Below are 23,673 nucleotides of genomic sequence, written 5' to 3'. Positions count from 1 at the left end.
TGGGAGGTTCCTCGTGTTGAACACGCCCCGAACCTAGGCCCAAAAAGATGAACCGAAACTGAAACTTAGATTAAACTTCTGTAATCATAACACATACTTAAAAGCATATGCTAAATTACAAGATGCGATATCGCCCGGGTTTTCCGGGCGATATCGGACCGCTCGATCAAAGTTCGTCGTAGTTGAACCAGTCGAAATCTGCCGTCTTTGCGCGCCCCGACGTATCGAAGGCGAAGACCCCGGCGAAGGCGCCGGTAAACGAGCCGTGCTCGCCTCGCCCGCCTTCGTCGGAGACGACACCGGCATCGAGGACCGGACCGATCGGCTGCCACGCCCCCTTACCCTCCGTCTGCCAGAAGAACTGCAGGTCGTTGTCCCGGATCTCCATGGAAAGCTGCACGCGTCCCTCCGCCGGAATGGCGACGGCGCTGCCTGCCGGGAAGCTCAGGCGGCTGTTCGGGTAGTCGCCATCACAGGAGAAGATCGTGACGCAGCGCCCCAGCTTCTCGTGCAGGGTCACGCCGATCGCATGGAACTTGTGCCTGTTGTAGTAGTGGGTCAGGCCGGCGACCTGCTGGTAGGTGTCGGGGTCGAACTCAACCACCGTCTCCGCCCGGAAGCTGTGATGCTCCTGCCGCCGCGCGACCAGGGCCTGCTCGAACCAGGAGCCGATGCTCTCGCGCGCAATCAGTCTCAAGTGCCCTGCCCGGTCGGTGAGGTTGAATATGCGCTCCGGCTTCGGGGTGCGAAGCCACTGGAAGTCGGCGGGCAGGCTGCCGCCATCGAAACTGTATTCGCTGCGCATGGGCTTCTCGGCAGGCACGGCACCAGCCAGTCCAGGCACTGTGACATCGGGAACAGTGGTGCCGTTTTCGAGATAGAGCCAACCGTCATCCTTCCAAACGCATTTCTGCAGGCTGGTTTCGCGCCCGAGCGTGCAGCGGCGTTTCGGCGGCATCGGCCGGCCGCAGAGATGCGTGTGATAGACCTGCCCGTCAGGCGTTTCGACATACTGGCCGTGCCCTGCCCGCTGCAGAACGGCTTCCGGATGATCCTTCGAGGTGATGAGGTGCTTGTTCGGATGCATCTCATAGGGACCGTCGATGGTGCGTGAGCGCGCCATCGTCACGGCATGATCGTAGCCGGTACCGCCCTCGGCAGTTGTCAGGTAGTAGTAGCCGTTGCGCTTGAAGAGATGCGGTCCTTCGACCAGGCCGAGCGGGCTGCCGGCGAAGATGTTCTTGATCGGCCCCTTCAACGATTTCGTGGCCGCGTCCCACTCCTGCATGAGGATGCCATCGAAGGCCGGCGACTTCGGTGCGCCGCCGAAGCTCTCGGTACGGTGGTTCCACTGCATGTTCAGGAACCACTTGCGACCGTCATCGTCATGGAACAGCGACGGGTCGAAACCGGAGGAATTCACGTAGACCGGCTCGGACCAGTCGCCCTCGATCGTTGGCGACGTCACGATGTAGTTATGCGCGTCCTTGAAGTTGCCGTCGAAGCGCTTGACGTCGGTATAAACCAGCCAGAACAGCCCATCGGCATAGGAAAGACAGGGAGCCCAGACGCCGCAGCTATCAGGATTACCGCGCATGTCGAGCTGCGACTGACGCTCGAGCGGACGGCGCACCATCGTCCAGTTCACGAGATCGCGCGAATGATGGATCTGGACGCCGGGATACCATTCGAATGTAGAGGTGGCGATGTAGTAGTCATCCCCGACACGGCAGATCGATGGGTCGGGGTTGAAGCCCGGCAGAATAGGGTTGCGGATCATGGTGAAGTCTCCTCCCTGAAATACGCGCGCAGCTTGCGGCACGTACATCAAAATTCAATAGAAAAACGCCCGGAAGGTTGTTCCGGGCGCTTCGGTTTACTCGCGTTCTGCTGACTTTGCCCAGAGATTGATGTCGGCCTCGCGGGCGTAGCCATCGATCTCCGTAAGCTCGTCCGCGGTGAAGTCGAGATTGTCGAGCGCCTTCACGCAGTCGACGATCTGCGACGAGCGGCTGGCGCCGATCAGCGCTGAGGTCACGCGGCCGCCGCGCAGCACCCAGGCGATCGCCATCTGCGCCAGCGTCTGGCCGCGGCGTTCCGCGATCTCGTTGAGCTTGCGGATGTTATCGATGATCTGAGGACGGATGAAGTCCTTCTTGAGGAAGTGGTTCTGCGCCGCACGGCTATCGCCAGGAATGCCGCCGAGATACTTCGTGGTCAGCATGCCCTGCGCCAGCGGCGAGAACACGATCGAGCCCATGCCGACCTCATCGAGCGTATCGAGCAGCTTGTCGTCCTCGACCCAGCGGTTGAGCATGGAATAGCTCGGCTGGTGGATCAGGCAGGGCGTGCCGAGGTCCTTCAAGATAGCTGCTGCCTCGCGGGTGCGCTGTGAATTGTAGGACGAGATGCCGACATACAGCGCACGGCCGGAGCGAACGATATGATCGAGCGCACCGCAGGTTTCCTCGAGCGGCGTATCCGGATCGAAGCGGTGCGAATAGAAGATATCGACATAGTCGAGACCCATGCGCTTCAGGCTCTGGTCGCAGGAAGCGATCAGATACTTGCGGCTGCCCCACTCGCCATAGGGACCCGGCCACATGTCGTAGCCGGCCTTGGACGAGATGATCAGTTCGTCGCGCAGGCCGGCAAATTCCGTGCGCAGGATTTCGCCGAAGGCGGTTTCGGCGCTGCCGGGAGGCGGGCCGTAGTTGTTGGCGAGGTCGAAATGCGTGATGCCGAGATCGAAGGCCGTGCGGCACATGTCGATCTTGCGGTCATGCGGCGTGTCGCCGCCGAAATTATGCCAGAGGCCGAGCGAAACGGCCGGCAGCTTCAGGCCAGAACGGCCCGTGCGATTGTACTTCATCTTTGAATAGCGGTCGGAAGCCGGTTGCCAGCTCATAGTATTCATCCCTCGTATAGAAACGGCGCGGGCTCGTCGCCCGCGCCGGACCATAGACCTTTAGGCACTTACTTCAAGAGCGCCTGCGCCTCTTCGATGCCGAGTGCGGCCGGCTGCGTGCAGGTCGTCGTCAGCTCGATGAAGCGGCCCTCTTCGCCCGATTTCAGGATGGACGTCATGACGTCGACGCCGTGCAGCGTGCGATCGAGCGAGCAACGCGCATCGCGGCCCTCGATGATCCCCATCGCCATGTCGGCAAGACCTGCGGTGCGATAGTTGGCGCGCGGTCCCTGCTGGCTCTCCTGGTTGTTGATGCCGAAGGGGTGCTCCCAACCGTCGAGCGGCTTGATGTCCTTGTCCTTGCCGCTGGCCTCTACGACGCCGCCGAAGAAGTTCGGATCCGGCACGTAGATGGAGCCCTCGGTGCCGTAGAGTTCCATGTTGGCGTGGCGGTGAGACCAGACATCCCAGCTTGCCGTCAGCGTGACGGTCGCACCGCTGACGAATTCCAGGATCGCCTGGATCGTCGTCGGCGTCTTCACCGGGATCACCTCGCCGTTGCGCGGCTCGCTGGTGATCGTACGGGTCGGAGAAGCCATGGAGGTCATGGCGCCGACGCGCTTCACCGGTCCGATCAGGTTGATCAGGTTGGCGATGTAGTAAGGACCGAGATCGAGGATCGGCCCCCCGCCGGGCAGGAAGAAGAAGTCCGGGTTCGGATGCCACATCTCCATGCCCGGGCTCATGACATAGCACGCACCCGAGGTAACGCGGCCGATGCCGCCGTCGTCGATGAACTTGCGGGCCAGCTGGTGTGCGCCGCCGAGGAAGGTATCCGGCGCGCAACCGACGGAGAGGTTCTTCTCCTTGGCGATACGGCGCAGTTCCTCACCCTGCTCGAGGGTGAGAACCAGCGGCTTTTCCGAGTAGACGTGCTTGCCGGCTTCAAGGATCGACTTCGAAACCGGGAAATGCGCATCCGGGATGGTCAGGTTGACGACGACGTCAACCTCGTCATTGGCGAGAAGCTCGTCGATCGTCTGCGCCTTGACGCCGTATTCCTCGGCGCGGGCCTCGGCCGCCTGCATATTGAGGTCGGCGCAGGCGACGATCTTGAGGCCCTTGAAGAGCGGAGCGAGCGAGAAGTAGGTGGTGGAGATGTTGCCGCATCCGATGATGCCGACGCCAAGTTCCTTGGTCATGATTTGCCTCAGTAGGTCTTGAAGGATGCGATCGAGCGGGTGATCAGGCGATCGACATCTGCCGGATTGTCATGCTCGACGACGTAGTGCTTGGTCTTGGTGCCCTTGAGAGCTGCAATAAGCTTTGCCCAAGGCAGCGTGCCGTGGCCGACGTCTGCCCAGCCATCCTCGTTCTTGTTCTCTCCTGCGGGCGCGATGTCCTTGACGTGTGCTGACGTGATGCGCGAGCCGAGCTTCTCGATCCATGCAAACGGATCCGCGCCGCCGCGAACGACCCAGGCGATGTCCGCTTCCCAGGAAATGTCAGGCGCGCCTTCAAAGATGCGCTCGATCGGCAGCGAACCGTCAGCGAGCTTCACGAATTCGAAGTCGTGGTTATGCCAGCCGAACTCATAGCCCGCATCCTTGTAGGGCTTGCTCATTTCCTGCAGGCGCTTGCCGAATGCCAGCCAGCCGGCACCATCGGTCGGGCGCTGTTCGGCTGCCAGATGCGGCGCATAGATCGAGTCCATGCCAAGGATCTTGGCGATGTTCAGCGACTTCTTGACTTCACCGTCGAGGAAATCGGGGCTGAAATGGCCGCTTGCCATCGTCAAGCCGTTCTTGTCGAGTTCTGCGCGCAGGCTGTTCAGGCCGGCATCGTCGAGATCGGCGTAGATGCCACCGAAGCCTTCGACTTCCTGATAGCCGGCCTTGCCGAGCTTTTCAAAGATCGCCGAATAGGGCTGGAAGTTGCGGGCGCTGTAAAGCTGGAAACTCAGTTTCGTCATCATTCCTCCTCGGGCCTCGTGCCCATTACATTTCAGTCAGGATCAATCCACGGACTGACAGGATTGCAGGTCGTAGAAACGGAAATCCGGTAGTGCGCCGCCCTCGAGCGGCGTTGCCGGGGTGAAGGTGATGCGGCGCGTCTCGCCCGCCGCCAGATCGAAGGCATTGTCGGAATACTTGCCGTCGGTGTCGGTCTCGATCATCACGAAGAGAGCAAGTCCCTTCGCGGTGACGTTGAGGCAGACGGAGCCGTCTTCCTCGACATATTCGTGCGTGACCATCAGGCCCGCCGGCTCGAGCTCCAGCGCCTTGTAGGTGCCGTGAACGTAGTGCCCCTCGCCGCCCATGCCATTCGATGCCGTGAAGCGCCAGGCAAGCAGCGTGCCTGCGGGGATCTCCGAGACGTCGATGCTGGTGGCCGTCACGGCTGCGTCAGGGGTGCAGACCGCCTGCACATCCTTCAGGTGCTTGCGTTCGCCCTTCATGTCGATAACGGAGATCGACAGGTCGACGCTGACTTCTGCGAGCGTGTCGTTGACCAGCGAGAAACGGATCTGCTTGCCGTCTTCCGATGGGATGGCGGCAACCGCCACCGGCTGGAAGAAGCGCTTGACGAGATAGTGCATTGCCTTCCAGCGCCCGCCGTAATCGAGGCTCGACCACGAGGCCACCGGCCAGGTGTCGTTGAGCTGCCAGTAGATCGTGCCCATGCAATGCGGCTTCAGCGACCGCCAGTATTCCACCGCCGTCTTGATCGCTAGACCCTGCTGGATCTGGCTGAGATAGACGAAGTTCGGGAAATCCTTCGGGAAGCGGAAGTAGCGGAACATGGTGCCAGCAATGCGCTCGTTGCCGCCCGCATTCTTCTGGTGCAGTTCCATGACGGGCGACGCGACGTTCATGTCCTTGGCATTGGCATAGGTCTTGATGACGGGCAGCGAGGTATAGGACTGGAAGCCGAATTCCGAGCAGAAGCGCGGCCGCACCGAGCGATAATTGTCGAACGACTTGTTCTCGTGCCAGACCGACCAGTAATGCATGTCGCCGGAGCCGTCGGCATGCCAGGCATCGCCGAAATCGAGATAGCCGGATGCCGGGCTCGACGGCCACCAGATCGCATCCGGGGCTGCCTTCTTCATCGCTTGCTCGATCACGCGGTTCAGGCGATCGTAGGAGACTAGATAGCGGTCGCGGTCCTTGCGCGATTCCTCGAACCAGGTCAGCGCCCCCACGAGTTCGTTGTCACCGCACCAGAGCGCGATCGACGGATGCGAGTTCAGGCGGCGGACCTGATAATCGACCTCGAGCGAAACGTTGTCGAGGAAGTCTTCGGTCGAGGGATAGAGATTGCAGGCGAACATGAAGTCCTGCCAGACCATGAGGCCGAGCCGGTCGCAGAGATCGTAGAAATGATCGTGCTCGTAGAAGCCGCCACCCCAGACACGGATCATATTCATGTTGGCCGATTTGGCCGACTGCAAGAGATCCTCGGTCTTTTCGGGCGACGAGAGCGAAAACAGCGCATCGGCCGGGATCCAGTTGGCGCCGCGGCAGAAGATTTCGCGGCCATTCACCTTCAGCGCAAAACGGGCGCCAGCAGCATCCGGCGTCGTGATCAGTTCGACGGTGCGAAGACCGATCTGCTTGGTGACGGCATCCGATGGCAAATCAACCGTCAGCGCATAAAGCGCCTGCTCGCCGCTGCCCGACGGCCACCAGAGCCGCGGCTTCTCGATTTCGAAGACATGATTGACGACCGTTTCGCCGGCTCCGACACCAACGTCGAGACGAACACGCTCGCCATCGAGCGAGAAATGCACAGGCACGATGCCCGGATTCTTGGCAAACAGGGTCGCGGTAACCTGGAGGTTTACGGAGCCGTTGAGGTTATGAACCTGCCGCGTCGTGACGTGCTCGATGCGAGCCGTTTCTAGCTTGCGCAGTGCGATCGTCCCGTAGAGGCCGAGTGGAGCGATGGCAATGTTCCAGTCCCAGCCGAAATGGCACTGCGGCTTGCGCAGCATGTTGCCGTTGGGGATCGGCGAGTTGCCCGTCGAATAGGGAATATAGAAAGGCTGCCTGGCCTGCCGGTCGGCGCCCGCCGCGATGCTTGAATGCAGGACAATGCGAATAACGTTGTCGCCGGCCTTCAGCTGGCCGCCGACATCAGGTCGATAGCGCCGGAAGCTGTTATCCGCGAGCAAGACCGGCGAGCCGTTGATGAAGACAGCGGCCACCGTATCGAGGTAGTCGATGTCGAGATACCAGTCGCCATCCGGCTCCGACAGCGTGAAACTGCGCTCAAGAACCCAGTCGCGATGCGCCACCCACTGGATGACTTCCTCGTTACGGCCAAAATAGGGATCCGGAATAAGCTCGGCGGCATGCAGCGCAGTGTGCACATCACCCGGCAGTGTAATCGCCGTCGTAACTTCGCCATCGGTTGAGCTGAGAGTCCACGATCCGGAAAGGTCGAGGTTGAACCCGTTTGTCGGCAAGGATGTCATAGCATTATCCTGATCGAGCCGCGCTTGGGAATGCCCGCACACGCGAGCCGCAGCCGAACTTGGTGGCCAGATGGCCGATTGGACGAACGGGCGGAACCAGAGCTCCGCCCGCATTGCGGTTTCTAAAGGCGCAGCTCGGTCTCGGCATCGAAGATTGACGCCAAGGACATATCGAAACCGAGCTTGACGGCCGTGCCGGGATTGAAGCGGCGCGCGCCATTGATACGCACCGACATCGTGTGGCCGGCGTGCTTCAGCCAGAGCAGGTTGTCGGCGCCCATCGGCTCTTCGATGTCGACGGTCGCATCGTGAACCTCGGCACCGAGGTTCTCGTTGACCTTCACATGTTCTGGACGAACGCCGAGGATGACCTTGCGACCAGCCTGCAGCGTCTCCGGCGTATCGTACTCGGCGACAGAGAAATTAACGCCATTGGCGGTGAAGAACGTCTGATCTCCCTGCCTGGTGATCTCTCCGCGCAGGAAGTTCATCGACGGCGAACCGATGAAGCCGGCAACGAAGAGATTGCGTGGCTTGTTGTAGATCGTCGTCGGATCGGCGAGCTGCTGGATGATGCCGTTCTTCATGATCGCGATGCGGTCGGCGAGCGTCAGTGCCTCGATCTGGTCGTGGGTGACGTAGATCATCGTGTTCTTCAGCGACTGGTGCAGGCGCTTGATCTCGACGCGCAACTCCGAACGCAGCTTGGCGTCGAGGTTCGACAGCGGTTCGTCGAAGAGGAACACGTCCACATCGCGCACCAGTGCACGGCCGATCGCCACGCGCTGGCGCTGGCCGCCAGAAAGCTCGGCCGGCTTGCGCTTCAAGAGCGGCTGGATCTGTAGGATCTCGGAGGCGCGTGCCACGCGCTTGTCGATCTCCTGCTGCGACACCTTGGCCACCTGCAGGCCGAAGGAGAGGTTCTTCTCGACCGTCATCTGCGGGTAGAGCGCATAGGACTGGAACACCATGCCGATGCCTCGGTCCTTGGGTTCTTCCCAAGTGACGTTCTTGCCCTTGATGAAGATCTGGCCGTCGGAGGCGTCGAGCAGGCCGGCGATGCAGTTGAGCAAGGTCGACTTGCCACAACCGGACGAGCCGAGCAGCACGAGGAATTCGCCGTCGTTGATTTCGAGATTAAGGTCCTTGAGAACGCTGACCGCGCCGAAATTCAAAGACAGATCGCGGATGGAAACACTTGAATTCATGGATCAGCCTTTCACTGCGCCGGCGGCGATGCCACGGACGAACAGACGTCCCGATACGAAGTAAACAACGAGCGGCACCAGACCCGTGAGGATCGTTGCGGCCATGTTGACGTTGTATTCCTTCACGCCCTGGACGGAATTGACGATGTTGTTGAGCTGCACGGTCATCGGGTAGTACTCCGGCCGCGTGAAGACCACGCCGAACAGGAAGTCGTTCCAGATGCCCGTGACCTGCAGGATCATGGCGACGACGAAGATCGGCAGCGACATGGGCAGCATGATCTTGAAGAAGATCTGCCAGAACCCCGCCCCGTCGATGCGCGCCGCCTTGAAGAGTTCCTGCGGCAGTGATGCGAAGTAGTTGCGGAACAGCAGCGTCAGGATCGGCATGCCGAAAATGCTGTGCACGATGATGAGGCCGGTCAGCGTCCCGTAGATCCCCATTTCGCGCAACACGATAACGATCGGATAAATCATCACCTGATAGGGAATGAACGCACCGACGACGAGGATCGCGAAGAACAGTTCGGATCCCTTGAAGCGCCAGTTGGCGAGCGCATAGCCGTTCACAGAGGCAATTGCGATAGAGACAACCACTGACGGAACGGTGATGCGCACCGAATTCCAGAAGCCGCGCGAGAGACCGTCACAGTTGAGACCCGTGCAGGCCGTCGCCCAGGCCTTCACCCACGGCTCGAAGGTGATTTCGACGGGCGGCGAGAAGATGTTCCCGAGCCGGATTTCAGGCATCCCCTTCAGTGACGTGACAATCATCACGTAAAGCGGAAGCAGGTAATATGCGGCGGCAACGAAGAGCGTGCCGTAGAGCATGATGTTGCGCGGAGAAATGACCCGCTTCGGCTTCGGACCGCTGGGGCCGGACACGGACTTGCCGGACGCGGCAGTGTTGAGAGCAATAGCATCAGGCACGTTTACGCCCTCCGAATTCCAGATAGGCCCAGGGGATGATGATGATCGCAACGGTGATCAGCATCATGGTCGAGGCGGCGAAGCCCTGCCCCAGATTCTGCGCCTGGAACATGTAGTCGTAGACGTATTTGGCGGGAACTTCCGACGCGATACCGGGACCGCCCGATGTCTGCGCCACCACGAGGTCGTAGACCTTGACGATGCCGCTCGCGATGATCACGAGCGTCGTGATGAACACCGGCCGCATCATCGGAATGACAATGAAGAGATAGGTCTTCCACATCGGGATGCCGTCGACGCGCGCAGCCTTCCAGATGTCTTCGTCGATGCCGCGCAGACCGGCCAGCATCAGGCACATGACAAGTCCGGTGCCCTGCCAGAGAGCAGCAATCAGGATGCCGTAGATGACGATGCTTGGCGTATAGAGCGGATCGAAGGTGAAGCTCGACCAGCCGAGCGCACGGACAACGGACTGGATGCCGAACTCCGGATTGAGCACCCACTGCCAGACGAGGCCCGTCACGATGAACGAGAGAGCAAAGGGGTACAGAAAGATCGTGCGGAACGTGTTCTCGAACCGGATCTTCTGATCCATCAGGGCCGCGAGCACGAAGCCGATCACAAGGCTGAAGATAAGGGAGAGAACGCCGTAGACGGCAAGGTTCTCGATGGAAACGATCCAGCGTGGAGCGGCCCAAAGGCGCTTGTACTGATCGAAACCGACGAAGCTCAACCGCGGAAGGAGCTTCGAATTGGTGAATGAATAGAACACCGTCCACGCCGTGCCGCCGAGAAAAATGACCAGCGCGGTCAGGATCATGGGGATGGATGCAATCTTCGAATTCAGATTGCGCAGTAGTTGATTTGGCCGGCCTGCTTTCGCTTGACCCGTCATTGTAATTCCTCCTGAATCGCAATTCCTCTGTGATCCAGAGCGGCGAACGTCTGCCGGTCGCCTCCTCTTCTCACTCCCATATCGAGACCGACCGTGTATCAGCACGAGTCAGTCCCGAGCGCTGCTACCACCCGGATCACGATGGGAGTTCCGGGCAAATCCGGCCCCGTCGAGCGGAGCCGGATCGCAACAGCATCGGAATGCTACGATCAGTCAGCAGAACCGATGATTTCAGCGAAGCGCTTCTGAGCGGCTTCCGGCGTCATCGACGGATTTGCGAAGAACTCGGAGAAGAGGTCTTCCTTCTGCTTCTGGCTGTCTGCAGAGAGGAGCTGGTCCGTGCCCTGGATGACATTGCCCTTGGCGAGGATGTCCAGACCCTTCTTCATGCAGTCGTTGGCAGCAGCGAGATCAACGTCGCCGCGAACCGGCAGCGAGCCCTTCTTCAGGTTGAAGGCAACCTGAGTCTTGGGGTCGAGCAGCGTCTTGGCGAGAACGTCCTGCGCCTTCGACTTGTCAGCGTCCTTGAGCTTCGGGAAGTAGAACGCGTCGCCGCCAGTGGAGATGATCTCGTTCACGCCGAGGCCCGGAAGGCAGGTGTAGTCGCTACCGGCCTTCTGACCAGCCAACTGGAACTCACCCTGCGCCCAGTCGCCCATGATCTGCCCGCCGGCCTTGCCGGTAATGACAAGATTGGTTGCCTGGTTCCAGTCCTGAACGTTGCTGCCCTTCGACATCTTGCGAGCGTCGTCGGCAGCCTTGAAGACCTTCGCAATCTCCGGACCGGCAGCCGCTTCGGCATCCTTGTCCTTGAACACCTTCAGGAAGGTGTCCTTGCCGGCGATCGCCACCATCAGCACGTCGAACGCGCCAGCGGCCTGCCACGGCTGACCACCAACGGCGAGCGGCACGATGCCGGCCTTTTCAAGCGCCGGAGCCGAGGCGACGAATTCGTCCCAGTTCTTCGGCACTTCGACGCCAGCCTTCTTGAAGGCTGCATTCGAGAGCCACAGCCACTGCCAGGAGTGGATATTGACCGGGGCGCAATAGATCTTGCCGTCGATCGTGCAGGAATCGAGCAGGCTCGACGGACGGATGATGTCCTTCCAATGCTCGGCGGTTGCGACGTCGGTCAGGTCCCGCATCAGGCCAGCCTGGACCAGTTCTTCCGCCTGGCGACCATGGTTGAACTGCGTGGCACCCATCGGGTCGCCGCCGGTGATGCGGCTGATCATGATCGGACGTGCGGTACCACCGGAACCGGCGATTGCGCCGTCGACCCACTTGTTGCCGGTCGCATCGAATGCCTTGGCGAGTTCAGCCACGGCAGCAGCTTCGCCGCCGGACGTCCACCAATGCGTGACTTCAAGATCGGTCGCGTTCGCCGCACCGAGCGGCAGCACGACGGAAGCGGCGAGCGCAGCCGCCATCAAACGAAAATTCATGAGTTCTCCTCCCTCACTGAAACGTTGCCGGAAAAACTTAGTTCAATCGATATTTGGGTGCAACAGCCATACGCGAAATTTTTCCCGTTGCCGGCCATTTGCTACCATTGCCTGTCAAACTGCCTCGTATTTCGACAGTGTGCTACAGGGACAGGTGGCGAATCTCGCGCTTGCACAATTCGCGTATTTATATGATTTTTATATATATTTATGAATCGTCTTAAGATCCTTGCGCTCACCCGCGCTCGCACCTGCAAAAAATCCGGGCAAAAATCCTAGTTTCAACCAATGAGAGTACACGTCGCGCGTTTCTGAAAAAAGACACTCGACATTTGAACTGTATCGTTACAGATTTTGCTTCTTCAGAGGGGAGGAGCAGCTTTTGCGCTCATTGTGCTTACAGCGCTTCGAAAAGACACTATAAGCGGACCAAAATCGCGCAGGACGGCCTAGAGGGATGGAAAATAAAGCAAATTTTGCAGGGGCGGCGTCCGAGGCAACTCGAGAACGACCGACACTCAAGACGATTGCCTTCATGACGGGCCTTGGCGTCACGACCGTGTCGCGGGCGCTCAAGGATGCTCCTGATATCGGCGCGGAGACCAAGGAGCGCGTTCGTATGGTCGCCCGCCAACTCGGCTACCAGCCGAACAGGGCGGGCGTGCGCCTGCGAACCGGCAAGACCAATGTCATTGCGCTGGTCCTCAGCATCGATGAAGAAATCATGGGCTTCAGCAGCCAGATGGTGTTCGGCATCTCGGAAGTGCTGACCGGCACGCCGTATCACATCGTCGTTACGCCGCACTCCCACAGCAAGGATCCGATGCTGCCGGTGCGCTACATCCTGGAAACGGGGTCCGCCGACGGGGTCATCATCTCGCGCATCGAGCCCGACGATCCGCGCGTCCGCCTGCTCGCCGAGCACAACATGCCGTTTGCGACGCATGGGCGCACCGATGCCGGCCTCACCCATCCCTTTCACGACTTCGACAACGAGGCGTTTGCTCATCAGGCGGTTGAAAAGCTCGTCGGCAGGGGCCGCAAGCGCATTGCGCTCCTTCAACCGCCGAGCAAGCTGACCTACTACACACATACCCGCATCGGCTTTCAGACCGGACTGCACGACTACGGGGCCGAGGAAGTACCGCTGCGCGTCACGATCGATAACCCGCTGGAGGAAATCCGCAACGCCGTCGAGGCGATGATGCGCGCGCCCAATGCGCCGGACGGAATCGTCTGCTCGGCCGGAAGCGCTGCCATCGCCGTCAACGCCGGCATTGAAGCCGCCGGCAAGCGGCTTGGCGTGGACGTGGATATGGTCTCAAAGGAATCGGCGCCGATCCTCAACTGGATCCGCCCGGAGATCATCACCGCCTATGAGGATGTTCGCAATGCCGGTCGGGAGATGGCGAAGGCTGTCATCGCGCGCATTGACGGGATTGAGCCAGAACTGCTGCAAAGTATCAGCCAGCCGGTCTGGTCGCGAGAGGGCAAATAGCTCATCGTCAAGGCAACGCTATCTGCTGGCGCTAGAATACGAGCAATCACGGTGGAGATTCACTGGACATGACCACGGCACTGCTGATCATTGACGTTCAAAACGCCATTCTTGCGGGAAAGAGCAGTCCCGACCGTCAACCCATCATCGATGCAGCGCTGAACGAAACCGTTTCACGCCTGCAGTCGTTGCGTGCCGAAGCCCACCGAGTCGGCGCACCCGTTGTCCTCGTGCAGCACGACGGCGATCCCGGCCATCGGCTGGCTGTCGGCACTGACGGCTGGGCGATCCGACCAGAACTTTCGCCAGTCAATGGCGACATGGTTGTTCACAAGAAGAGCTCGGACTCGTTTTTCGAAACGGATCTCGCCGACAGGTTGGCAGAGCGAAACGTCACGCATCTCATCGTCGGCGGCTGCATGACCCAGTTCTGCGTGGACACGACGGTCAGGCGTGCGGTGTCGCTGGGCTACAATGTCACGCTTGTTGCCGATGGGCACACGACAGCCGACTCGGACACGCTGAACTTCGCCGACATCGTCGCGCACCATAACGAAACCCTAGACGATTTCGATGCTGGCAGCGCCCGTATCCTGGTTCGTCCGATCGAGGACATCCGCTTCTGATGCGATTGCCAGCCGGGCGATCCCGGCTGGCAACTCTCAGCAAACTTAGAATGTGGCCGCACCACTGCCCCATGGGCCGTGGTGGAAGTTCTTGCCGTCGAGGCGGTCGAAGCCATGGGCGCCGAAGAAGTCGCGCTGTGCCTGGATCAGGTTGGCGGTGCCGCGGCCCTGGCGATAGGCATCGAAGTAGGTCAAAGCCGAGGTCAGCGCCGGAACCGGCAGCCCAGCCTGCAGAGCAGCACCGACCACACGCCGCAGGGCCGGCAGCGATTCCTTCACCATCTCGGAGAAGGCCGGCGTCACGATCAGGTTGGCCGCATCCGGAGCCTTGGTGAAGGCCGAGGTGATCTCGTCGAGGAACTGCGAGCGGATGATGCAGCCGGCACGCCAGATCTTGGCGATGACAGGCATCGGCAGCGACCAGTTGAACTCGCGCGAGGCTTCCGCCATCACCGCAAAGCCCTGCGCGTAGGCACCGATCTTGGCGGCGAAAAGCGCCAATTCGAGATCCTTGTCGAGGTCCGGACCGTAGGCGATCGGGAACTTGTATTCCGGCTTGCCGAAGATCTTCTCGGCCGCCTCGCGCTCGGTCTTCATCGATGACAGGCTGCGAGCGGCGACAGCCGCTTCGATTGCGGTGGCCGGGATGCCCATATTCTGGGCTTCGATGGCCGACCATTTGCCGGTACCCTTCTGACCCGCCTTGTCGAGGATCATGTCGACCATCGGGCCGCCGGAGACCGGATCGCTGGCGGCCAGCACCTTCTCGGAGATCTCGATCAGGTAGGAGTTCAGGCGACCCTTGTTCCATTCGCCGAAGATACCACTGATGTCCTTGGCGCTCTTGCCAAGCCCGTCGCGCAGGATGCCGTAGATTTCAGCGATCATCTGCATATCGGCATATTCGATGCCGTTGTGGATCGTCTTGACGAAGTGGCCGGCACCGTCATTGCCGAGCCAGGCGACGCACGGATCATCATTGTACTTGGCGGCAATCGAGGTCAGCACCTTCTCGACGCGCTTCCAGGAGTCTTCGGTGCCGCCGACCATGATTGAAGGACCATGACGCGCACCTTCCTCGCCACCCGAGACGCCCATGCCAATGAAGGTCAGGTCGGTGTTCTTCAGGCGATCGAAACGGGCGATCGTGTCGCGGAAATTGGCGTTGCCGGCATCGATCATGATGTCGCCCTTGGTAAGGTGCGGCCGCAGCGCCTCCATCTGCTGGTCGACGGCCTCGCCGGCCTTGATCATGATGATGATCGGGCGTGGCGGGCGGATCGCCTCGACGAACTCTTCGATCGTCTTGCAGGGAATGATCTGCTTCTTCAGATCGCCGGCGCTTTCGTAGAACTCATCCGTTTTCTCAGGAGTACGGTTGAAAACAGCAATCTTGTTGCCTTTTTCCGCAATGTTGAGCGCCAGGTTGGAACCCATGACGGCAAGGCCGATCAGCCCGATTTCTGCCTTTTCCACGATACACCTCCGATGAGTCAATTTGGACCGGTGTTGTGGCACTCTCTGGCTCAAACGGCAAGTTCGATTCGCCTTCGAATTGGCCTCGTATTGCCGGCATTCCAAACTAAGCCATATTCCCTCGTAGCATCACAGGAATGGGAACGATGAGCCGCACAGCAGCACAGGAGGCCGCCGTTTTGGCGTCACGCGCCGGTTGGTATAGGGAGTATGCGCCGACGCCCGTGCTTGCAGCTCATTTTCACTGCCTGTGGTCACACGATATCCACGACGGCCCCGAGCACAGGATTGCCATTGTGCCGGACGGCTACTGCGACATCGTCTGGATGGGTGGCAGACTTGTGGTCGCGGGGCCTGACCGGAGTAGTGCCTTCCCATCGATTGCCGGCGGAGAAAGGATCGTGGGGGCTCGGTTCGCCCCGGGCGCAGCCGCCGACTGGCTCCGGGTGCCACTCTGCGAGATTGTCGGCCAATCCATTCCTCTGGAGAATTTTTGGGGCGCAGCGGCGCTACGATTGAATGAACGGCTGGGAGGCTGTGCGGAACCGTACGAACGCCTGCTGCAGTTGAAGACCGCACTTGAGCAGGCGGCCACCAGACATACGGCACCAGCCAGTGACATGGCATCGGTATTTACGCGAGCGAGCGACCTGTCACAATCAGGGAGCCTCGCCGATGCGATGCTCGACGAACTCTCGATCGGCGCCCGCCAGCTTCGCCGGCGCTGCCATACCCATTTCGGCTATGGGCCGAAAATGCTCGCTCGAATTCGCCGCTTTCAGGGAATGCTCGGTCTATGTCGAAGTCCGAAGGCCCTCCCACTCGCGGAACTGGCCGCAGCGGCTGGCTATGCGGATCAGGCTCACATGACCCGCGATGCGCGCGAAATTTCGACACTGACGCCAATGCAGCTCCAGCAGCAATTGGCCGGTTGAACGTCCGTTTTCTTCAATACGAAAACGGACATTCTGCTATTTCCATTTAGAACCACGCAGGAAAGCGCCATGTCTACGATGACCGCAAAGATCGTCCACCGCTCCATCGACCGGAACTGGCGTGATGTCTATGCCTTCGCCGCGGCCCCTGAAAACATGCCGCTGTGGGCGTCGGGCTTGGCGTCCGGGCTCGAACTCAGTGGAGATGACTGGATTGCGACCGGCACACTCGGTGCAGTCAACGTCAGTTTCGTCCCGCACAACGAGTTCGGCGTCATCGATCATACCGTGACGATCGAGAGCGGCTTGCGGGTCTACAACGCGCTCCGCATCGTGCCGAATGGCGACGGCTGCGAGATCATGTTCACGTTGTTACGCATCCCTGGCATGACCGATGAGCAGTTCGAGGCCGATGCCGCCCATATCGCGAAAGATCTGGCGGCACTGAAGGCATTGATGGAAGCATAGGGGGAAATCATGGCCACACCAACGGACAACCGACGCATCGATTACGTCGAATTCAATGTCAACAACATCGAGGCTTCGAAAGCGTTCTACGGCAAGGCTTTCGGCTGGTCCTTTACCGACTACGGCTCGGAATACTGCGAATTCGATGATGGACGGCTCAAAGGCGGCTTTACGACATTGGGCACTCCGCGGCCCGGTGGAGCTCTCATCGTCCTCTATGCTGACGATCTTGAAGCCGCCCTTTCAAGTGTGGAAAGCGCCGGCGGAACCATAGTGAAGCCGATCACCGGATTCCCCGGCGGACGCCGGTTTCACTTCAGTGATCCGGATGGGTATGAACTCGCCGTCTGGACGAAGAGCTGATCACGCCGCGACGGTGGACGCTGTCGCTCCAGCGTGCTGTAGAACGATCAGAGCTCCAATGACGCTTCCCGACGAATCGCGAAGCGGTGACATACGGCAACGAACAGTCCTCATGGTGGCGCCGTCGCGACGCTCGTACGCATAATCGCTGCCACGTCCGGCGAAACATTCGTCGAGCTTCGCCTTCGGCCCCTCGTAGAAGCGCTTTTCGCCGATGAACTCGATCAGATGACGCCCAATCATGTCGATCGGCTTCCGGCCGAGATATGCCGAGTTCACGGTGTTGGAATAGAGGTAGCGATAGTCTCGCGTCAGCACGGCGACGCGGTCCGGCATTGCATCGAGGATTGCAGCGTTCAAGAAGTTGCCGTTGTCGACATTCGGCGTAAATGCGAAGGGATCGGCGACAGGCAGCCGTTCCACCGGAGGCATCCGCCACCGCGGCGTCGCACTACCGAAATACTTGTCCATCAAGGACGAGAGCAATCCGACATAGCCGCGCACGGACTCGCTGTCTTCGGCATACTGCTCGATAAGGCAGCCAACAAATTCGAGCTGCATGTGAACTTCGAGAACTGTAGTTGCGGGATGCGCAAGGATCGCATCGACAAGTGGCTCGACCGAGCAATCGAGTACGCTTACGCGCAGATCATCCCCCGCAGCGATGGCCGCGTCGATTTGCGCACAACACAACGAAAACGCCCGAAAAAGTCCCAGCAAGACGCCTCCAAATACATCCTCTAAAAGAATGCCACCGAGATCGGCCGAGCTTTGCATCACGCAAGTTGAAGCCGCCGGTGTCCGGCCACTCGCCTTGATGGAAATTGGTAACATGACGCTCGTTCACATTCAATGAACGCATATCACTGTTTTTCAATGACAAGATGTAGGGATCGCCAGAGCGTTTACTTCAGGACGTCGTGCTTTATCTTCCAGCGGTCGTGATACCAAAGCCATTGCTCAGGATATTCTCGAACCCAGCTTTCCACCTTGTCGTTCAGGAGCTGCGCAGTCGCGACCATGTCGAGATTGCCGTTGGCATCCCGCGGCATCTCAAGCTTCGGCTCTATCTCCAGCCGATAGCGATTTCCCGGAAGCCGAATGCAGCGTGCCGGATAAACGTCGCAGTTGAACTGCCGGACCAGCTTTCCAAGCAGCGGATTGGTCTTTACGTCGAGGCCGAAGAACTTTGTATTCAGTCCCTTGCCGAACTTCTGGTCAACCAGCACGCCGACGCCCTGCCCCGCTTCAAGCTGCCGGGCCAGCGCAAACGACGAACCAGCGTGAGATGGGACCAGCTTGCCCATGCGGGCGCTGCGAAAGTCGAAGACTTTCTGCGCGACATAGGGATTGTTCGGTGGCCGGAAAAGGACGGACACATAGAGACCGAACGCCGCACCGGCCACCGGCAAGAGTTCGAAATTGCCGGTATGCCCCGTGAATACGATAAAGGGACGCGGATTTTCGAGTAGGTCGATGAAGATCGGTATCCCCGAGACTTCAACCCGGCCTGGCTCTTCGCGTTGATACTCGAAATCAAACAGTCGGTCGAGGAACACGTACTCTGCAGCAAGCCGCCCCATGTTGCCCCAGCTCGCTAAGGCAATCTCCTCAATCTCAGCATCGCCCTTTTCGGGAAAGGCATTGCGGAGATTGGTCAGCATCAGCCGGTGACGTTTCGTGCGCGGACCGAGCTTGCGGGTCAGCCAATCCGCGAAGTTGATCGCACCGTCAGCCGGGAACAGCTTCAGGAAGTTCAGGAAACCGAACATCGCCTGGGCGATCAACCACTGGCGAAAGTGGATGAGAGCCAGCACGATCTTAGTGATGAAGAGCTTCAAGGGCTCAATCCATCTTGAGGATGATCTTGCCGAAGATCTGACGCGATTCCATGCGCTCCAATGCCCGATCGATGTCATCGAATCGGACTTCAGTATCGATGACAGGATGCACCAGTCCGCGCCCCATTTTTTGCATGGCGTTCGCCATGTTCTCCATGCGGCAACCGAACGAGCCGAGCAGCTTCAGCTGCTGCTGGAAGAGCATCATCAGGTTCATGTCGGTGGAAACGCCGGACGTCGAGCCGCAGGTCACGAGGCGGCCGCCGCGCTTCATCGACAGCATTGAGCCTGCCCAGGTGTCCTTGCCGACGTGCTCGAAAACGACGTCGACGCCCTTCTTCTTGGTCAGCTTGCGAACGACGCCTTCGAAGCGGTCCGTGCGGTAGTTGATGACGTGATCCGCGCCGAGTGCCTTGGCCTTCTCGATCTTGTCGTCGGAGCCGACAGTCGTGATGACAGTGCAGCCGATCTTCTTGGCGAGCTGAATCGCCGCCGTGCCAATGCCGGAACCACCCGCATGAACTAGGATGGTTTCGCCCGGCTCCAGCTTGGCGTTGTCGAACAGCATGTGCTCAACCGTTCCGAAGGTTACCGGAGCGAGTGCGGCGCCAATCGCGTCAACGCCCGGAGGAGCAGGAACCAGCAGGCGCGCCGGCAGGTTCACCTTTTCCTGGGCGAATCCGTCAAGGTGGAAGCCGTGAACGCCGGAGACATGCTCACAGAGATTGTCGCGTCCCTCGCTGCACGGACGGCAGAGACCGCAGGTGCGGGCGCCATAGATCGATACAAGCTGGCCTGGCAGGACGTTGGCAACGCCAGGCCCGATCGTTTCCACAACGCCTGCAGCTTCCGCGCCGATCACCAGCGGCATCTTGCGCTTAGCAAACGCCATGCCGCGCCAGCCCCAGACATCGATGTGATTGAGGGCAACGGCCTTGACACGCAGCGTAACCTCGCCCGGGCCGGGCGCATCCGGTTCCGGAAGGTCGGTGATCTCAAGCTTGCGATCGTCAATCAGTTGCAAAGCGCGCATGGCAAAGTCCTTCGCCGCGAAGGCGTTCTATCTCGATGTTTTGTCGGGAACCGATTAAGCCGGTTCGAGCGCCATGACAAGGCTGGCATTCTGCCCGCCGAAGCCGAAGGAGTTGGAAAGCACGGCGTTGACCTGGCTTTCCCGCTTCTTGTTTGGCACCACGTCGATAACGATCGATGGATCGGGGTTTGTGTAGTTGATCGTCGGCGGTAGCGTGCCGGTCAGCATCGTCTGGAGCGAGAACACCGCTTCCACCGCGCCTGCAGCCGTCAGAGTGTGGCCGATCATCGACTTGTTCGACGACAACGGAATGGACGCCATCCGCTCGCCGAACACAGCCAGCATGGAGGCATATTCCATCTTGTCGTTCTCTGGTGTCGAAGTGCCGTGGGCGTTGATGTAGCCGATGTCGCCCTCACCCATGCCAGCGTCGGCCAGCGCCGCGCGGATCGTCGCGATCGCGGGTCCGCCATCAGGCGATGAACGTGTACGATGGAAGGAGTCGGCCTTTTCGCCGGCCCCCTTCATGATGCCGAGAATCTTGGCGCCACGCGCTACCGCCGCCTCCAGCGACTCCAGCACCAGCGTAGCAGCACCTTCGGCGATGACGAAGCCGTCGCGATCCTTGCTGAAGGGCTTGGAAGCCTTGGTCGGCGGATCGTTCTGGGTGGAGAGCGCCGAAAGCAGCGAGAAGCGGATCAGTGCCTCTGCGCTTACAGAACCATCGGTCGCGACCGCAAGCGCCCGCGACGTGCGCCCTTGGCGGATCGCTTCTATTCCGAGCTGGATGGCAGTCGCGCCAGACGCGCAGGCCGTCGACAGTGTGACCGGCAGGCCGCGTGTGCCGAAGCGGTCGGCCAGGCGCTCGGAAATCGCTCCGAACAACGATGCCTCGTGGAAAGCCGCATCCGGACGCTGGCGCATGGCAGCCAGGAACCGGTCGTAGGCATCCCCGGCATGATCGGCCGGCGGCGAACGGTCGGCGAGATCGAAGCGTGCGCTCCATTCCGGTTCGATCGGCGGCGCCGCGAGAAATAGCGGACCGTCGAAATCGCCACTGATGCCAGCATCGGCCAGCGCTTCGATCGTCGTTTCACGCGCGAATGCGTAAGACCGCTCCACGGCATTGGCGACCGGAATGTCGATAAAGTCGACGGTGCCGGCGATGCGGGTCGACAGTCCCTCGGTCGGAAAGCGCTCGATGGCGTGAATGCCGGAGGTACCGGCGGTGAGTGCCGCCCAGTTGTCCTTCAGGCCCTGCCCCAGCGAAGTAATGATACCGACACCCGTCACTGCGACGATCGGACGGCCGAGGTGATCCTTGTAAGCCGAATCTTTCATTTGCACACTCCTCACGCTTCCGCGGAAAGAACCGCGACGCCTTCGCCGCGTTGGTGACCGACGGTGGTAACGATCGCTGCCTTGGTCGCGGCTGCCATCGGCTTCTCGTGGCTCGGATCAAAGACCGGAACCTTCGCCTTGCTATCGACGGCCAATGCTCCCAGCGCCAAGCCAAGCGTGAAATGCGCCTCAAGGCCGTGGCCAGTGATACCGCCGAAACCGCGGACAGCGGCACCCGGCAGATGACGCTCGAGGACGGATCGCTCGCGGGTGGCCAGATCGGGAATACCGGTCGAGCCTGAGAAGATCGCTGTGCTTTCCGGCGACAGGCCGGACGCGTTTTCAAGCAAGCGCTCGAGGCGTTTCTCGAGGTTACCGGCATTGCGGTTGCCGCGGTCGCCTTCGATCGACGTGATCGACGCGTAGATGCGCGCGCCGCGTGCTTCGGCATGCGCGCGCGACTCAAGCACCAGAAACGCACCCAGCGAACCGGAAATGACGCCGCCATGATCGCGAGACCAGAGTGGCTGCCATTCGTCGCGGCAGTAGACGTTGATGGCTTCGAACAGGAGCACCATATCCAGGCGCTCGGCTGAATAGGCGCCGCCCACCAGCGCGTGGGTCGATTCACCCGACCTGATGCGATGGAAGGCTGTCTCGACGGCGGAAATGCCGGCGGACTCCTCGCCCATGAAGGTTCTCGAGGAACCGGTGACCTTGTGGACGATGGAAATGTTGCCTGCGAGCAGGTTCGAAAGCTGGGCCAGAAACAGGGTCGGCCGCAGTTCCGTCGTCAACTTCTCGTTCAGGAGAGCTTCGCGGTCATTACGCTTCAGGCCCTCGTCTACGATCAACGTATCGACATTGATGTCGCGCTCGCCACCACCGGCAGCGACGATCATGTCCATGGTGCCGCAGGCGTCCGCATTATCCTTGAAGCCGGCATCATCCAGCGCGAGGCCGGCTGCAAAAACACCGATCCGCTGCCAGTTTTCCATCTGCCGCTGATCGCCACGCTTGGCGATCTGTTGCGACCAGTCGATCTCCGGCAAAGGATGGACCGGGTAAGGCCTGAATTTATCAAGCTCGACAATCGTCTGCGGCGCGCCTTCGGCGTTGAGCAACGCAACATGCGGCTCCTTGCCGACGCCCTGGCAGGTGACAATGCCGACGCCTGTAATCACGACATCATTCTGAGCCTTACTCATCCATTCACTCCCTGCGCAGCGATCGCATCCATCAGGCCGACTTCACCGGCACGCTTCTTGACGATATCTCCCAGCGGAACCTCGCTGAAAGGCATGGTCCGCAACTTCAATTGCGCATCGCAAACCTTTTTGCCGGCGCTTGTGATCTTCGCCTTGGTTACGGCAAATCCCGAGCCGTCGTGCTCCAAAAGCGCCTCGATATCAAGCACAGCTTCCGGCTCCACGAAGGTACGCATCTTGGCGCCGTCGACGGACATCAGGAAAGGCATGGCAGCAAAATCAGTGGCTGCGAGCACGAGCATGCCCGATGCTTGCGCCATCGTTTCGATCAGCAGCACGCCGGGAACCAGGGGCATACCGGGAAAATGACCTTCGAAGACCGGGCTCTTCGCCGGCACGACGGAGCGCGCCCTCAGCGTCCCCTTCTGAAGGTCGACCGCCTCGATGCGGTCAATCATCTGGAAGTATTCCAGTAGCATCGAATCCTCCGGCCACAAGGACACCTTGCCCCGCGGCTAGGCCTACTTAGGAACAAAACCGCCCGGCCGCCATGGTTAACAGCGGCAGGGCGGGAGAAAAAGATGACGGTGCCGAATCAGGCCTTGGCGGCGCGCAGCTCGTCGATCTTGGCACAGAGGTTCTTCAGCACGAAATATTCTTCCGTGGAAACCTTGCCTTCGTTGACTTCCTGCGTCCACTTCTCGAGCGGGATCTTGATGCCGAATTCCTTGTCGATGGCGAAGACGATATCGAGGAAGTCGAGGCTGTCGATACCGAGGTCGTCGATCGTATGGCTCTCCGGCTTGATCGTATCGCGATCGATCTCGCTGGTTTCTGCAATGATGTCGGCAACTTTATCGAATGTAGCGGTCACGCCTTTACCTCTTGAAATGACGATTTAACCCTCCTCATAGGCAAATCCATTTCAAAAAGCCAATGCTTTCCGCCGTCCCGGCACGCAATTTGCAGGACCAGTGTTGCTTAAACAGCAAAGCATAACGAGCCGCTTGCCACCAAG

Annotated in this window: 22 protein-coding genes; 5 read left to right on the top strand and 17 right to left on the bottom strand. The window is 60.1% G+C overall.

All coding sequences use genetic code 11. The annotated features are described in order from the left end of the window. Window positions 1-166: 166 nt before the first annotated feature. From FHX16_RS11515 to FHX16_RS11475, 9 genes are all read right to left on the bottom strand, one after another. Window positions 167-1,780, bottom strand: a complete 1,614-nt coding sequence (locus FHX16_RS11515; protein WP_183862804.1) for a glycoside hydrolase family 43 protein — start codon at window positions 1,778-1,780, stop codon at window positions 167-169. Between the two features lie 96 nt (window positions 1,781-1,876). Next, window positions 1,877-2,908, bottom strand: coding sequence for an L-glyceraldehyde 3-phosphate reductase (gene mgrA / locus FHX16_RS11510; RefSeq protein ID WP_183862806.1), 1,032 nt, complete (start codon window positions 2,906-2,908; stop codon window positions 1,877-1,879). A 68-nt stretch (window positions 2,909-2,976) separates the two neighbouring features. Beyond that, window positions 2,977-4,110, bottom strand: coding sequence for a Gfo/Idh/MocA family protein (locus FHX16_RS11505; RefSeq protein ID WP_183862808.1), 1,134 nt, complete (start codon window positions 4,108-4,110; stop codon window positions 2,977-2,979). A gap of 8 nt (window positions 4,111-4,118) precedes the next feature. After that, window positions 4,119-4,880 carry a sugar phosphate isomerase/epimerase gene (locus FHX16_RS11500; protein ID WP_183862810.1) on the bottom strand — a complete coding sequence of 254 codons (762 nt, stop codon included), beginning with the start codon at window positions 4,878-4,880 and terminating at the stop codon, window positions 4,119-4,121. A 42-nt stretch (window positions 4,881-4,922) separates the two neighbouring features. Continuing rightward, window positions 4,923-7,388: a glycoside hydrolase family 2 protein gene (locus tag FHX16_RS11495; RefSeq protein WP_259128293.1), complete on the bottom strand. Its 2,466-nt coding sequence runs from the start codon at window positions 7,386-7,388 to the stop codon at window positions 4,923-4,925. A gap of 122 nt (window positions 7,389-7,510) precedes the next feature. After that, window positions 7,511-8,596 carry an ABC transporter ATP-binding protein gene (locus FHX16_RS11490; RefSeq protein ID WP_183862814.1) on the bottom strand — a complete coding sequence of 362 codons (1,086 nt, stop codon included), beginning with the start codon at window positions 8,594-8,596 and terminating at the stop codon, window positions 7,511-7,513. Between the two features lie 3 nt (window positions 8,597-8,599). Then, window positions 8,600-9,526, bottom strand: coding sequence for a carbohydrate ABC transporter permease (locus FHX16_RS11485; RefSeq protein ID WP_183756324.1), 927 nt, complete (start codon window positions 9,524-9,526; stop codon window positions 8,600-8,602). After that, on the bottom strand, window positions 9,519-10,421 hold the full coding sequence (locus FHX16_RS11480; RefSeq protein WP_183756323.1) for a carbohydrate ABC transporter permease: 903 nt from the start codon (window positions 10,419-10,421) through the stop codon (window positions 9,519-9,521). Before FHX16_RS11480 ends, FHX16_RS11485 begins: the two co-directional genes overlap by 8 nt. 209 nt (window positions 10,422-10,630) lie before the next feature. Next, entirely contained in the window at window positions 10,631-11,866 is a 1,236-nt protein-coding gene (locus FHX16_RS11475) for an ABC transporter substrate-binding protein (RefSeq protein WP_183862816.1), read from the bottom strand. 457 nt (window positions 11,867-12,323) lie between these two features. On the opposite strand from FHX16_RS11475, the gene FHX16_RS11470 reads away from it, so the two are divergent. Further along, entirely contained in the window at window positions 12,324-13,364 is a 1,041-nt protein-coding gene (locus FHX16_RS11470) for a LacI family transcriptional regulator (protein ID WP_259128277.1), read from the top strand. 68 nt (window positions 13,365-13,432) lie between these two features. Next, a complete protein-coding gene (locus FHX16_RS11465) occupies window positions 13,433-13,990 on the top strand; it encodes a cysteine hydrolase family protein (protein ID WP_183862820.1) in 558 nt (185 codons plus the stop codon). Window positions 13,991-14,035: 45 nt separating this feature from the next. Here the strand turns inward: FHX16_RS11465 and gndA are convergent, their stop codons facing one another. Next, window positions 14,036-15,466, bottom strand: coding sequence for an NADP-dependent phosphogluconate dehydrogenase (gene gndA, locus FHX16_RS11460; protein WP_259128269.1), 1,431 nt, complete (start codon window positions 15,464-15,466; stop codon window positions 14,036-14,038). A 146-nt stretch (window positions 15,467-15,612) separates the two neighbouring features. Here gndA and FHX16_RS11455 point away from each other — a divergent pair, with 146 nt between their 5' ends. The 3 genes from FHX16_RS11455 to FHX16_RS11445 all read left to right on the top strand — a co-directional run bounded on the left by FHX16_RS11455 (window position 15,613) and on the right by FHX16_RS11445 (window position 17,232). Next, the gene (locus tag FHX16_RS11455; protein WP_183862825.1) at window positions 15,613-16,401 is read left to right on the top strand and encodes a DUF6597 domain-containing transcriptional factor; all 789 of its coding nucleotides are present in this window, start codon (window positions 15,613-15,615) and stop codon (window positions 16,399-16,401) included. A 69-nt stretch (window positions 16,402-16,470) separates the two neighbouring features. Continuing rightward, on the top strand, window positions 16,471-16,869 hold the full coding sequence (locus FHX16_RS11450; RefSeq protein WP_183862827.1) for an SRPBCC family protein: 399 nt from the start codon (window positions 16,471-16,473) through the stop codon (window positions 16,867-16,869). Between the two features lie 9 nt (window positions 16,870-16,878). Then, window positions 16,879-17,232, top strand: a complete 354-nt coding sequence (locus tag FHX16_RS11445; RefSeq protein ID WP_183862829.1) for a VOC family protein — start codon at window positions 16,879-16,881, stop codon at window positions 17,230-17,232. Here FHX16_RS11445 and FHX16_RS11440 read toward each other — a convergent pair whose 3' ends face one another. From FHX16_RS11440 to FHX16_RS11410, 7 genes are all read right to left on the bottom strand, one after another. Further along, complete coding sequence (locus tag FHX16_RS11440; RefSeq protein ID WP_183862831.1) at window positions 17,233-17,952, bottom strand: PAS domain-containing protein; 720 nt, start codon at window positions 17,950-17,952, stop codon at window positions 17,233-17,235. 185 nt (window positions 17,953-18,137) lie between these two features. Beyond that, on the bottom strand, window positions 18,138-19,073 hold the full coding sequence (locus FHX16_RS11435; protein ID WP_183862833.1) for a lipid A biosynthesis lauroyl acyltransferase: 936 nt from the start codon (window positions 19,071-19,073) through the stop codon (window positions 18,138-18,140). Window positions 19,074-19,077: 4 nt separating this feature from the next. After that, complete coding sequence (locus FHX16_RS11430) at window positions 19,078-20,106, bottom strand: zinc-binding dehydrogenase (RefSeq protein ID WP_183756313.1); 1,029 nt, start codon at window positions 20,104-20,106, stop codon at window positions 19,078-19,080. 54 nt (window positions 20,107-20,160) lie between these two features. Further along, entirely contained in the window at window positions 20,161-21,447 is a 1,287-nt protein-coding gene (locus FHX16_RS11425; RefSeq protein ID WP_114712928.1) for a beta-ketoacyl-ACP synthase, read from the bottom strand. A gap of 11 nt (window positions 21,448-21,458) precedes the next feature. Then, on the bottom strand, window positions 21,459-22,655 hold the full coding sequence (locus FHX16_RS11420; RefSeq protein ID WP_183862835.1) for a beta-ketoacyl-ACP synthase: 1,197 nt from the start codon (window positions 22,653-22,655) through the stop codon (window positions 21,459-21,461). Next, on the bottom strand, window positions 22,652-23,134 hold the full coding sequence (locus FHX16_RS11415; protein ID WP_183756311.1) for a 3-hydroxyacyl-ACP dehydratase FabZ family protein: 483 nt from the start codon (window positions 23,132-23,134) through the stop codon (window positions 22,652-22,654). The genes FHX16_RS11420 and FHX16_RS11415 overlap by 4 nt, the downstream gene beginning before the upstream one ends. 116 nt (window positions 23,135-23,250) lie before the next feature. After that, entirely contained in the window at window positions 23,251-23,529 is a 279-nt protein-coding gene (locus tag FHX16_RS11410; protein ID WP_007533215.1) for an acyl carrier protein, read from the bottom strand. Window positions 23,530-23,673 lie beyond the last annotated feature (144 nt).

The sequence above is a fragment of the Rhizobium sp. BK661 genome (genome assembly GCF_024808825.1).
In the GTDB taxonomy this organism is placed as follows: domain Bacteria; phylum Pseudomonadota; class Alphaproteobacteria; order Rhizobiales; family Rhizobiaceae; genus Rhizobium.
The sequence above is the reverse complement of the archived record's forward strand: the minus strand, read 5'-3'. Positions and strand labels throughout refer to the sequence as shown.